Source organism: Pseudoalteromonas luteoviolacea S2607, assembly GCF_001625575.1.
Classification (GTDB): Bacteria; Pseudomonadota; Gammaproteobacteria; order Enterobacterales; family Alteromonadaceae; genus Pseudoalteromonas; species Pseudoalteromonas luteoviolacea_E.
Genome location: NZ_AUXV01000005.1, coordinates 99,716 through 113,244, shown reverse-complemented (window position 1 = coordinate 113,244; position 13,529 = coordinate 99,716). Strand labels below are relative to the sequence as shown.

Annotated in this window: 9 protein-coding genes and 4 tRNA genes; 5 read left to right on the top strand and 8 right to left on the bottom strand. The window is 44.6% G+C overall.

All coding sequences use genetic code 11. The features are described from left to right. Positions 1–160 precede the first annotated feature (160 nt). The 7 genes from N480_RS05170 to murB form a co-directional block, all read right to left on the bottom strand. Positions 161–236, bottom strand: a tRNA-Thr gene (locus N480_RS05170). A gap of 12 nt (positions 237–248) precedes the next feature. Continuing rightward, positions 249–323: transfer RNA gene (locus tag N480_RS05165), tRNA-Gly, on the bottom strand. A gap of 45 nt (positions 324–368) precedes the next feature. Then, positions 369–453: transfer RNA gene (locus N480_RS05160), tRNA-Tyr, on the bottom strand. A 42-nt stretch (positions 454–495) separates the two neighbouring features. Beyond that, positions 496–571 (bottom strand) — tRNA-Thr (locus N480_RS05155). 117 nt (positions 572–688) lie between these two features. Then, the gene (locus N480_RS05150; protein WP_063371473.1) at positions 689–1,402 is read right to left on the bottom strand and encodes a type III pantothenate kinase; all 714 of its coding nucleotides are present in this window, start codon (positions 1,400–1,402) and stop codon (positions 689–691) included. After that, a complete protein-coding gene (birA, locus tag N480_RS05145) occupies positions 1,402–2,397 on the bottom strand; it encodes a bifunctional biotin--[acetyl-CoA-carboxylase] ligase/biotin operon repressor BirA (RefSeq protein ID WP_063371472.1) in 996 nt (331 codons plus the stop codon). The genes N480_RS05150 and birA overlap by 1 nt, the downstream gene beginning before the upstream one ends. After that, complete coding sequence (murB, locus tag N480_RS05140) at positions 2,390–3,400, bottom strand: UDP-N-acetylmuramate dehydrogenase (protein WP_063371471.1); 1,011 nt, start codon at positions 3,398–3,400, stop codon at positions 2,390–2,392. The genes birA and murB overlap by 8 nt, the downstream gene beginning before the upstream one ends. A gap of 131 nt (positions 3,401–3,531) precedes the next feature. Between murB and N480_RS05135 the strand changes: the two genes are divergently transcribed. Then, a complete protein-coding gene (locus N480_RS05135) occupies positions 3,532–5,376 on the top strand; it encodes a M1 family metallopeptidase (protein ID WP_063371470.1) in 1,845 nt (614 codons plus the stop codon). Between the two features lie 54 nt (positions 5,377–5,430). Here N480_RS05135 and N480_RS05130 read toward each other — a convergent pair whose 3' ends face one another. Continuing rightward, a complete protein-coding gene (locus N480_RS05130; RefSeq protein WP_063371469.1) occupies positions 5,431–6,024 on the bottom strand; it encodes a DUF2057 domain-containing protein in 594 nt (197 codons plus the stop codon). Positions 6,025–6,178: 154 nt separating this feature from the next. Here N480_RS05130 and N480_RS05125 point away from each other — a divergent pair, with 154 nt between their 5' ends. From N480_RS05125 to N480_RS05110, 4 genes are all read left to right on the top strand, one after another. After that, complete coding sequence (locus N480_RS05125; protein WP_063371468.1) at positions 6,179–6,550, top strand: histidine triad nucleotide-binding protein; 372 nt, start codon at positions 6,179–6,181, stop codon at positions 6,548–6,550. 227 nt (positions 6,551–6,777) lie between these two features. Continuing rightward, positions 6,778–7,434, top strand: a complete 657-nt coding sequence (locus tag N480_RS05120; RefSeq protein WP_039611367.1) for a helix-turn-helix transcriptional regulator — start codon at positions 6,778–6,780, stop codon at positions 7,432–7,434. Between the two features lie 177 nt (positions 7,435–7,611). Then, entirely contained in the window at positions 7,612–9,771 is a 2,160-nt protein-coding gene (locus N480_RS05115) for an ATP-binding protein (RefSeq protein ID WP_063371467.1), read from the top strand. A 332-nt stretch (positions 9,772–10,103) separates the two neighbouring features. After that, complete coding sequence (locus N480_RS05110; protein WP_063371466.1) at positions 10,104–13,427, top strand: amidohydrolase family protein; 3,324 nt, start codon at positions 10,104–10,106, stop codon at positions 13,425–13,427. Positions 13,428–13,529 lie beyond the last annotated feature (102 nt).

Genomic DNA, 13,529 nt, shown 5'->3' with positions numbered 1-13,529 from the left:
TTCAAACTTTTCTTTTGCCATGACGGAACCTATAAGTTTTTGTGTATCTAGATTACATATAAAAATAATCCACGCGCGCGCGCGGGGACTATGTTTATTCTTTACAATTATAAATGTTTTTGTGACAAATCAAAGGAAGTATTTGGGAAGATCCGGAGACTGGTGCTGATAGGCAGATTTGAACTGCCGACCTCACCCTTACCAAGGGTGCGCTCTACCAACTGAGCTATATCAGCACACCAGAAATCTGGAGCGGGCAGCGGGAATCGAACCCGCATCATCAGCTTGGAAGGCTGAGGTAATAGCCATTATACGATGCCCGCTTTAGGAACCTGTTCTTAACTACCTCAGAACCGTCAAGAATAAAGTGGTGGAGGGAGCTGGATTCGAACCAGCGAAGGCTGAGCCGTCAGATTTACAGTCTGATCCCTTTGGCCGCTCGGGAACCCCTCCACATAAAAATTCTTTTCTAAAGCGTGTTCTAAATCTTGAAAATGGTGCCGACTATCCGAGTCGAACGGATGACCTACTGATTACAAGTCAGTTGCTCTACCAACTGAGCTAAGTCGGCACTGCTTTAGTACGGGGCGAGATATTAGAGCAACCGCTGGCACTATGCAACAGTTATATTAAAAAAAATCACAATTTATTGTTTAAATGCTCATATTTACAGCAAAGCTTTCATTAATTAAGCGTTTTGTTGGCATTTACGCCAAAAAACCAACCCCTGCATCACTAAGTCATCAAAATAGATGCCCGAAGTATCAAGGTGTTGCTGAATGAGCTCGCCATAACCACCAGCAAAGATAACTTGTATAGGCAGCCCCTCTGTTGCTTCCTCCATTTCATTAATTGCCCGCTGTGCTAGTGCCACAGTCGCACTCAATGCCGCATTTTTTACCGCATTGGGGGTGTTTATGCCCAGCGCAGTATCAAATTTGGTGTCTTCATCACTGAATACCTTTTGCGTGTTTGAGACCAAACTGTCGATCATCATGTCTAAGCCAGGTAAAATCCACCCGCCCTGATGCTGACCTTGTCCATTGAGCACATCCACTTTGGTCGCAGTCCCCGAATCCACAATAATACATACTCTATTAGGAAATAAATGATGACTCGCAACAACAGTCAACCAACGATCAATGCCTAAGTTTTTAAACTCGGGATAAGCGCAGACTAAGTCGCCTAACGTTGCTGTTACGTTGGCAAAGAAGTAAGGTAGGTGATGCGCTTTGGCATGCGCCAATATTGGCTCTAGATCATCGTTTTTGCCGACTTGTGCTATCAGTACTTCCGAGATATTTTGCCAGGGAATAGTCGCTTCAGAAATCACGGATATTTGACCTTGGTGCTCCGTCGCGACTTTGACGGCAGTATTGCCTACATCAATTAGTAAACGCATTACCCGTCCTTACGTAGTGAAATCTCACCACCATAATATGATTTACATTCGCCATCTTGGCGCAGCACAATACCCCCTTGGGCATCAATACCTTCGCAAACGCCCCGCCATTGTCTCTGACCAGTACTCAAACTCACCACTTGGTTACGAAACGCATTGAGTTCATTCCATTGCGCCACCATGCCAGCCAACCCGTTTTTTTGATACATAGATAAGCGCTTTTGCAAACAAAGTGTCAGTACCACGGCCAATTGGTTCTTATCTATATTTGGCACATGCTGACTGAGATCTGTCCAAGCTTGATCTATGTGCTGCGCAGCACCAGCTGGCATCGCAATATTAAGGCCAATACCAATCACCAAATGACAAGGCCCCTCCATTTGCCCATCTAATTCAACAAGGACCCCTGCCAACTTTTGCTCATTAATATAGATATCGTTTGGCCACTTTAATTGTACATTTAAGTCATATAGCGCATGCAACGCGTCGTACACAGCCAAACCTACCGCGATGGAAACCCCCATCGCAGCCTGCATCCCCTCTTCGAACAACCAGTAATAACTGTAATATAGGTTGGCCCCAAAAGGAGACTGCCATTGACGGCCGCGTCTACCTCGCCCTGCTTGCTGCATTTCGGCGACCAATACATGCCCCGACCGCATATCACTGTCGGGCGCTTGAATACGACGCATCAGCTCGCTGTTTGTCGAGTCTATAATCGGTTGCACTTCGATGTTACATACACTTTCGCTCAGCGCTTGCCACACTGGCAAGATTTTACTCTGGTCCAATAAGGGCAAACTATGATTTAACCGATACCCTTTACCCGTCACTTTGAAGATATCAATGCCCATATCTTGCAGTGATTTAATATGTTTAGACACTGCCGCTCGGCTGATCCCCAAGGTTTCTCCTAATGCCTGCCCAGAGATAAAATGATCGCGACTCAACGCGCTTAGTATTGCAAGCTTATTGCCCGCAGGTGCCTTAACCATGCTCGACTCCTTTTGAAAACTCGCCACTGCAACCAATTAGTCGTACTTCCGGTATCAGCTCAACCATAAATTTGTCGAAAACCGTTTTTTGAATGTACGTGATCATCGCCAGTAACTCTTCGCCATCACCTTGCTCGTCATTGACCAATACTAAAGCTTGCTTGTCATAAACTCGAATACCGCCAATGCGATGCCCTTTCAACCCAGCTTGTTCAATCAACCAGCCAGCCGCTAATTTCACCTTTTCATCGTCGACAGGATAAGTCGGCATATTTTGATAGCGCTCACACAAGGTTTTCGCCACCTCGCGGCTCACTACGGGATTTTTAAAAAAGCTACCGGCATTAGCACATAACTCAGGATCCGGTAGCTTGCTGCGACGGATCTGCATTACCCGCTGTGCGACTTGTTTCGCATCGACCTCTGTATTCTGTAAGTCTCGCAGTGGTCCATACTCGAGTACAGGCTGCCACTGTTTTGGTAACTTGAGTACAACCTCAGTGATCACAAAACGGCCCTGCAAAGCCTGCTTAAAAACCGAGTCACGATAACCAAACTGACACGCGCTTTTATCCAAGGTTTCAAATGTCTGCTCATCTATGTTGAACCCCACTAAGTGGGAGAAGACATCTGCCAGCTCAACCCCATAAGCCCCAATATTTTGCACAGGAGCGGCACCTATTGTGCCTGGGATCAACGCCAAGTTTTCAAGTCCAGCTATGCCCATTTCAAGCAGTTTCATCACCAGCTGATGCCAGTTTTCCCCCGCAGCAACGTGAACTAAATAATAGTCATCCAGCTCTTTTACATCGATACCGCGATTTGCCATCTGTATTACTGTGCCCTCAAAATCATTTAGAAAAACACAGTTACTGCCTTCTCCAAGAATGAAAAAAGGTTGGCAAAAATCAACGGTATGTAATTGCTCAGACATTGTAATGCGCACCAATTTTTGACAATTAGCGGGAAGAGCAAAGGTATGTAATGACTGCAATGACTGCACAGGTAGCGCCTATCAAGAATACTGATTATTTGCGGTAGTTTACCTGATTGCGACCGCCAACGCATCTGAGTAGCTTTTGTACACGGAAGTGGTATAACAGAAGCCACTCTCAATCATGAGCAAGGATAAAAATGAAACTCTCAGCCTTAACTTTTGGCCTCGCTATTGCGGGCCTCTCTCACACAGTTATGGCGGCAAAGGCCGTCGACGAACATACTTATTCAAATCTTGAAGATGTAGTAAGTACACACTTGCACTTGGATTTAGATGTCGACTTTGAAGACAAACAACTCGAAGGGTTCGTCGAACATACCTTACAATGGCAAAACAAGCAGGCACGCACACTGGTGTTAGATACACGTGATCTTGAAATCGACCGTGTAATGTATCAAAACCATAAAGGTCAGTGGCAGCGCGCTGATTTTACCTTAGCACCCCGCAGTGGTGTAAAAGGTGCAAAGTTGACGATTAAGTTCAAGCAACAAGCCAAAAAAGCGCGAATTTATTACAACAGCTTGCCACAAGCGTCTGGCTTACAATGGCTTACACCTGTACAGACTGCAAGTAAAACACATCCATTTATGTACAGTCAGTCTCAAGCCATTCATGCCAGAAGCTGGATCCCAGTACAAGACACACCAGCTATGCGCACAACCTATACTGCGCGTATCCAAACCCCAAAAGATGTTCGTGCAGTTATGAGTGCAGACAATTCACAAGCTTTTGTTAAAGACGGTGACTATTGGTTTGATATGCCACAGGCGATCCCGCCCTATTTAATCGCAATTGGCGCAGGCAATTTAGAATATAAAGAAATGTCACATCAAACCGCGATTTTTGCTGAGCCACAAATCCTAGAAGCGTCGGTTGCAGAGTTTAATGACACTCAGGCAATGATCGACAAAACCAATGCCATGTATGGTGAGTATGCTTGGGGTCGATATGACTTACTAATGTTGCCACCTAGCTTCCCATTTGGCGGCATGGAAAACCCACGATTGTCGTTTATAACGCCAACTGTCGTAGCCGGTGACAAGAGCCTAGTTAACCTCATCGCGCACGAATTAGCACATTCATGGTCGGGTAATTTAGTCACCAACGCTACTTGGGAAGATCTCTGGCTGAATGAAGGATTCACGTCGTACGTTGAAAACCGCATTATGGAAGAAGTCTTTGGCCGCGATCGCGCCGTGATGGAACAAGCGCTTGATGCCGCTGGACTGCGCGCACAACTGACTAAGATCCCAGAACCCGATACACGCTTAAACTTGAAGCTCAACGGCCGTGACCCTGATGATGCCTTCAGCAAAGTACCTTACATCAAAGGCCAACTATTTTTGATTTACCTAGAAGAAAAATTTGGTCGTGAAAAGTTTGATATCTTTGTGAAAGGGTATTTTGATGCCTATGCATTTAAATCACTTACAACAGCTGAATTTGTAAAGTACTTAGACAAGCATTTACTACAAAAGCACCCAGGTATTGTGTCACTGGAAAAAGCTAAGGAATGGATCTACCAACCAGGCCTACCTGCTGATGCCCCAACGCCTACATCTGACGCATTTAATCAAGTTGACGCGCATACACAGGCTTGGTTGAGTGGCAGTAAGCAGTTAAGCACCCTACCAACACAGGACTGGACAGTACATGAGTGGCTGCATTTTCTAAACAACTTACCCAGAGATCTGTCGCTTGAAAATATGACTGCGCTAGACAATGCATTTAATCTGACCAACTCATCCAATGCGGAACTGGCATTTGCGTGGTACATGCTTGCAGTCGGCAATGGCTATAAAGAGATATATCCAGCACTTGATAAACATCTATCAGGCATTGGTCGTCGCAAGTTAATTGTACCATTGTACAAGGCACTAGTTGCACATGGTAAACGAGATTGGGCATACCGTATTTACCAAAACGCGCGTCCAGGCTACCACCCACTAGCACAAGGTACCGTTGACGCAATTTTCAACTAACGGTTGCGCATGATCTTGCTTGGGTTACTCATGACCCACGCAAGATCACCTTGCCTATGGCTTATCTTTATTTATGGTCGCCAAAAATGCGGCACGTTGCTCTGGGCTTGCTTGCTGCCACCAAAACTTCAGCATAGCAGCGGCATCTGGCCTGCCAGCTGCAGGAGCCGAACTTTGGCTAGTTGTTGATACCACAGACACAGAGTTTTGTGCTACCGCCACCTTTATTGGCGCAACGGGCTGTGACGATCGCTGAGTTACACTTTTAGCACTGACAGTCTCGCCCTGTTTAGCTTGTAGCCAAATACTTGGGGATTTAGCAAAGCGGCGAGCTTGTTCAACGTCTTCAATGGCCTCAAAACGTACTTGGTAGTCCCCTTCACCGAGCTCTACCTCAACCCAAAACGGTGCCGAGTCCACGACTTCATGTTCATCATAATCCAGCTCAAATAAGTCCGAATATTTCACCTTAATTCGGTGAACCCCTGCCGGTAATTCTAAAGTGCGAACTTTGTTAAAAAAAGAGTGCTCGATTTCAGTGTTGTTTACTTGCAAAGGAAGCAATTCTTCTGGGAAATTAACTTCCCCAGATACAGAAATACCACTAAAAAGTGCTACTAAAACTCCAAATATACTAATTTTCTTCATATTTCCTCTTTATTTGCTTGCTACCTTTGTCAATGCAGGTATTTGTGCCAAATTTAGTTACAATTATGATGAATGCTAATTGTAATTTCCCTTGTATCTTGTTAAGTCCACGCTATGCTGAACAGCTAAACTAACGTATATAAGGAAAAAAGTAATGAGCCAAGAGACGATTTTTACGAAAATAATTAATCGCGAAATACCTGCAGACATAGTGTACGAAGATGAGAAGGCACTTGCTTTTAAAGATATTAATCCACAAGCGCCTTTCCATGTGCTGGTTATTCCAAAACAGCCAATCGCGACAATAAACGATGTAAATGAAGAAAATGCGCACTTAGTTGGGCATTTACACTTGGTTGCAGCTAAACTTGCCAAAGAGCACGGATTTGCTGAAAACGGTTACCGCGTAGTTATGAATTGCAATAATGACGGCGGACAAACTGTGTACCACATTCATTTGCATGTTTTAGCTGGGCTTGAAATGGGCTGGCCTCCGTACCAAAGTAGGAAAAAAGTAGTATCTTAAATTATTCTTTGTTAAAAAATGTAATTGACTAAGCTATTACTCCATATAAATAAATTCTCCTACTAATCAACAAGTTGAGTTTTTCACAACTAGATGCTGTTTACAAATTGGTCAATCGTGCCACACTTTATACCGTAAACTTCATTTTATTGATGAAATTTCTAATACAAAAGGTCTGAATCACGTGTTAGCATTGCGTTATCAGACAGAATGAGAGTGTTTTTCAAATGAGCAGTACTGCATTTTTATTGCTAGATAAAGAGCCTATCAACACGATAGGAATAAACGTTTTACAGCCACTCCTGAAAACTCAGGGGTTAGACGTAATCACAGGAACTGATATCTCCGAAGTGCCGGAAGATACGCGGTTACTTTTTATTGAAACAGCAGTCAATGATGCATGGGGTAAACTCAAAGAGCAGTTGGTAAACCTAAAGGTCAGTTGTGATATTGTGCTGTTCAATTTAGATGAAAATCCTGAATTGGCTAATCGTGCTTTACTGAGCGGTATTCGTGGTGTGTTTTATACAACAGACAATGCCGACGTATTGATGAAAGGCATTCGCTTACTGATGGAAGATCAGTTGTGGTATCGCCGAGAAATTATGTGTAATGCGTTAAATCGTATGTTGCAGTTCAACAAAGACGCACTACACAAGCTAACAGAAGGTGACATCGAGCCAGTTAAACTCACTAAGCGTGAAAAAGCCATTATCTCGCTGATGAGTAAAGGGGCGAAAAACAAGGAGATTGCTGAAGACCTCAATATCAGCCCACACACGGTTAAAACGCATTTATACAGTGCATTTCGTAAGACCAAGTGTCGTAACCGTATTGAGCTACTATCATGGGCACAGCAAAATATCCCAGACGAAATTAGGTAGGTACTTCGCTGATAGTACACTTCGTAATTCTGTAAAAAAGCATGCTTAGCGCATGCTTTTTTGTTTTTTCTACGTTTAGCCTTTAAGCAACTCACATTATTTTCTAGTTACTCAGCTTTACTGAGGTATGCCTTCGCTCTATCCTAGGTACGTCGATTAATTGTTAACGTAGCCTTTATGTTAGACCACAAAACTCTGTATGTAGCCAGTGCAGCGATGACCGCGATGATGACGCTCATCAATTACTTAACCTGGCGAGCAAACAAAAATACGCCGGGCGTATTACTGTATATTTTTTACCCCCTTGTGTTATTTGCCGCTATCTCGATGTTTGCACTGCACAGCTTTCTCTCTCAGTGGCAGACAATTGGTATCGCTAATACACTCCTGTTCCTCGCATCAATTATTCATTGCTGGGCGATCAGTCAATTTTTAGGTCAGCGTGGGCTTGAATTTAGGCTCTACCTGTTCGCAACGCTCTTTTTACTCTCCGCGTTAATATATTACGCAGTGGTTGATGACAGCTTACGACAACGCATCCTAATCTCTGACTTGCAACATATTGTCGAAGCTATTTTGCTGAGCTACTACTTCATCCGATATGCGAGGCCACTTTATCCCAACGGCAGTATTGTCTATCTAATCGTACTCGGCTTTGTATTTACTGCCTTTATTGGCCGTACCGTTTTCATGGGACATGTAGACGCTGTGACTTTATTTGAAGACCCTTGGTTTTCTATTGCTATCTTTTTTAATGGCGTTTTGGCGCCGATTTTCTATGCAACGGGCATGGCCCTGCTGTGCAACGAACGCCGCGAGCTCAACTTAAACAATTTAACTGAAAAAGCACAAAAAGATTTGGAAATCCGAGGTTTGTTTTTATCCACCATCAGCCATGAAATCCGCACTCCCCTGAACGGGATTTTGGGCAGTGCGCAATTGGTATTAAACCGCAGCCATGATCAATCTAGTAAGGCGTATTGTGAAGCCATTATTAACTCCGCCGAATCGCTTAACTTGCTGATTGACAAAGTACTCGACTACGCAAGTTTAGATCAAAGTGATGAAGTCTTGTCTTCAGAAGACGTCGAGCTAAAGAGTTGGCTGGACAATTTGTGTTTGTTGATGAGCCCTCTCGCCGAACAGAAAAAGCTTACGTTCTCACTTGTTTACGACTTGCCGGACCAAGTTTGTTATTACTGTGACCAACAAAAGCTTCGCCAAATTTTGCTCAACCTCGTAGGCAATGCCATCAAGTTCACAGACAAAGGAGAGGTTAAGCTCTGTGTTGAATTGCTTGAAGAAGCCAATATGTCGCACATTGTGCGATTTAGCGTCATTGACTCAGGCCCGGGTATCGAAGAAGAAGACATCGACAAGTTGACCGAACCTTATGTACAAAGTAATGCCGGCAAAACCAAAGGAGGGACTGGACTTGGATTGGCAATTACCGCTCGCCTTCTGAGCAAGCTGGGCAGCCAATTAGAAATACTCAGTGAACTTGGTAAAGGCAGCTCCTTTAGCTTTGATGTTAGTCTGCCAGTTGGTGAACTCAGCTTAGTTGAGCAGCGCCATCATAACCCCGAGTACCCTACTGGACTCTCTGTACTTCTGGTAGAGGACCTTGATCTAAACCGTAAAATTGCCATTGAGTTTATGGCGGCGGACGAGCACAAGATTAAGCTCGCTTACGATGGAACCAGCGCCATTGAGCACCTCAAAGAGCATGTTTTTGATGTTGTACTGCTCGACATGAACCTGCCCGATTTTACGGGACAAGAAGTGCTTAGGCAGTTGCAAACCATTGAGCATAAGAATAAACGCACACCGTTTTTAGCCTTTACCGCCAGCTTGAGTCCTGAAGAAATTAAAGAGTATTTATCCTTGGGCATTAAGGATGTTGTCGGCAAACCCATTAAACAAGAGAAACTGAGACAAGCCATCAGTGACTCTCAAAAAGCACAAAAACCGGATATGCGCGTAGAGTTATGTGACACCCTCTACGATGATACTGCCGTGAATTCATTGAAAAGTGGCTTTAGCGAAGACGAAGTATCCTCAATTTACAACGAATTTGTTCTTTCAGCTCGAAATAAGCTCATCCATATTCAACAGCTGCTCACTGAAGATGAGCAACAATGTATTAAGTCATTACACCGCCAAGCCAGTACAGCACTGCAACTTGGCTTCAATCGTTATGGCCTCGCACTAAAGAAAATTGAACGTCGGTTATTAGATGGTAAACAATGCGATGATGACCTTACCCAAGCGATGGCATTGTGGCAAAAAAGTTTAGAAGCCTATCTGCAATTTGTGAGGCAACAAACACTCAGTTAGCCGCTCATGTAAATATCGCAGCATACCGATACCAGTATGCTGCGAGCGTATTGTCACCACTATGAACGCACGATACCTCCCGTTTCGGGCGCTATTTGTAACCAGCATAAATCAGACCTAGTTGCTCCCTTTTTAGCGTAATGAAGACCTATTGTACAAAAATAAGGCAAAACCACCGTGTTTGAAGGCCGTTTTGTCGTCATTTAGTCGACTTTGACGAAAAATTTCGCCATGCTACTCGAGTATAAAAGCGAATAAGCTCACAACAAGATAAGTAACCAAAGCACAGCATTAGACTGTCGCTAGGCTAAGACAACACATAGGAATACACCATGGCATTATTTAAATCACCTATCGCCATCGCGATTGGTGCGGCCTTGATCGGGCTAAGTACCCCTACTATTGCAGCGCCAGAAGGCGCCAAAAATGACACGGCGAATTGGGATGTACTCAACCCTCCTGGCGAAAAGCAAACCATCACAATTGACACCAATGAAACCACATGGAGTAACTTGGATGTTAGCCCTGATGGCGAACACGTTATTTTCGATATGCTAGGTGATCTTTATGTCATGCCTATTTCAGGTGGTAAGGCAAAGGCACTAACCAGCGATCGCGCTTGGAATTTCCAGCCGAAGTTTTCTCCTGATGGCAAGCACATCGCGTTTATCTCTGACCGTGCTGGTGCCGAGAATTTATGGGTGATGGATGCAAATGGCGAAAACCTACGTCAAGTTTCCGATGAGTCTCACAACTTAATCCACAACCCATCATGGTCACCTGATGGCCAATATATCGCTGTTAAACAAGGTCAAGTCACTGGTCGTACTATTCCTGGCGGCTCGATCCGCATGTACCACATCTCGGGTGGTCAAGGCGTATTAGTGCGTGAACGTCTACACGGTGCGAAGTCACAGAAAAACGTTGCTGAGCCAGCTTTTTCTAAAGATGGTAAGAAGATCTACTACTCTGTAGATGCAACAGCGGGTGTTCGTTGGCAATACAACAAAAACGCTTTAACCTCGGTATTTGAGATCCGCTCTTGGGACCTTGCAACAGGGGAAGAAGAGACGGTTATTCGTGGCGCAGGTGGCGCAATTCGTCCGACACCTAGTCCTGATGGTAAATCTTTAGCATTTGTGAAACGCGAAGACAATGGCGAAGCGATGATCAGCGCGCTGTATATTAAAGATTTAAAATCAGGTATCGAAACACAAATCTTTTCTGGTTTAGACCGAGATTTACAAGAAGCGAACGGCGCGCAGGGTAACACCCCAGCATTTGCGTATACACCTGACGGCAAAGCGCTCGTATTCTGGTCTGGTGGTGTATTCCACAAAGTAGATATTGAAAGCAAGCAAGCACAAGTGATCCCAACTCGCGTCGTCGCTGAAAAAGAGATCACGCCAGCGCTTAAATTTGCTGTCGATGTGGCACCAGATACTTTTAAGGTAAAATTAGCCCGCTGGTCACAGATCTCACCAAATGGTGAAACAGCTTTATTCCAAGCGCTTGGCCACTTGTATATCAAAGACATTGAGTCTGGTGAAATTCGACGTGTAACAAAGCAGAATGAACACTTTGAGTTCTATCCAAGCTATTCTCGCGATGGTAAGTCTATCGTTTATACAACTTGGGATGATCAAGAGCTAGGTAGCATCCGCGTTGTCTCTGCAAAAGGCGGTAAAGGCCGTGTTATCAGCCAAGAGCCTGGTCACTATATTTCTCCAAGCTTCTCTCCTGATGGCAAGCAGGTTGTTTATAAGAAAGTCACCGGTGGTTTCTTACTCAGTGGTGATTGGTCGATGCACCCAGGTATCTACCTTGTTGACGCCAAAGGTGGCGAAGCAAAACGTATCGCGAAAAGTGGTGACACACCTCATTTTGGTGCAGATCCAAAGCGTATTTATTTCTCTGTTGAAAGCAGTGAAACCAGCCGCGAGCTGAAAAGTGTTGATTTAAACGGCCATGAAGAGCGCAGCCACTTTAAAGGTGAATACATCTTTGATTACCGCGTATCTCCAGATGGTAACTATGTGGCATTCATTGAGCACTTCAACACCTTCGTCGCACCATTTACCAGCACGGGTAAAACACTGTCTATCAATAAAGGCGGTAAAGCATTCCCTGTTAAACAAGTTTCAAAATACTCTGGCGCATTCTTGAACTGGAAAGCGGATAGCAGCGCGCTAACTTGGGCATTTGGTCCAAACCTGTATCAACGTAAACTAACAGATACCTTCTCTTTTGTTGACAATGCATCAGACAACCTAGATGAATTAACCGCAGAAGGCATCGATTTGAGCTTTGAGCAGCCTGCTGATAAACCAAAAGGTTTACTTGCGCTGGTTGGTGGTAAAGTGGTCACTATGCGTGATGCAGACAATCAACAAGAGATCTTTGAAGATGGCGTGGTGCTGATTGAAGACAACCGCATAATTGCTGTTGGCGCACGCAGCGATGTGCAAATTCCAAGCTCAGCCAAAGTTATGGACATCACAGGTAAAACCGTGATCCCAGGTTTAGTCGATGCGCACGCACATGGCAGCTACGGTAGCCGCCAGCTTCAACCAGAGCAAAACTGGAACCAGTTCTCTAATGTGAGCTTTGGTGTTACAACGATTCATGATCCATCGAATGATTCAAACGAAGTCTTCTCAATGGCAGAATTACAACGTGCCGGCTTAACGGTTGCACCACGTATCTACTCTGTTGGTCGTATCCTTTACGCTGGTAACGCACCTGGTTATAAAACACCAATTAGCAATTTAGATGATGCCCAATTCCATGTTAAGCGTCTGAAAGATGCAGGGGCAATTTCTGTTAAGAGCTACAATCACCCACGCCGTGATACGCGCCAACAGGTGCTTGAAGCTGCAAAACAAATGGAAATCATGGTAGTACCGGAAGGTGGTTCTAAGTTCCAGCAAAACATGAATATGATCATCGACGGCCATACCGGGCTTGAGCACGCGCTACCAATCCCAAATATCTACTCGGACGTGACACAAATGTGGAGCCAAACAAACGCGGGCTTCACACCAACGTTTAACGTTGCCTATGGTGGTATTAAGGGTGAAGACTACTTCTACAACACCACCAATGTATGGGAAAACGAACGCCTGATGAGCTTCGTACCAGAATACGTTGTCAAGCCAATGTCTATTCGTCGTGAAAAGGCACCTGAACACCACTACAACCACATCAACGCAGCTAAATCAGCAAAACAACTGCGTGACAAAGGCGTTACGGTTCATATCGGTGCCCACGGTCAACGTGAAGGCCTTGGCGCGCATTGGGAGCTATGGTCAATGGCACAAGGTGGTTTCAGTGCATGGGAAGCGCTACGCAGTGGTACTATTGATGGTGCAAAATACCTCGCTCTAGACAATGATATTGGCACTATCGAGAAAGGCAAACTCGCTGACCTTGTGATCATTGACGGTGATGTACTAAACGATATTCGTGAATCAGAGAAAGTGGCTTACACTATCTTGAATGGCCGTGTTTACGACGCTGCGACGATGAACGAAATTGGTAACTACAACCGTAAGCGCCAATCTTTCTTCTTTGAAGGTGGCAACAAAACGCCAATGCATCCAGATACTGAGGCGTATATGGAAGAAAAAGCACACAGCTATCACTGGAAACACTAATAGTACGTAGTTTTTGCATTAATTAAGAAGCAGCGCTGGCTGCTTCTTTTTTGTGAATTTATCGTCCACTTCCCGCAAATCACCGCCCGCTAAGCAGATCTA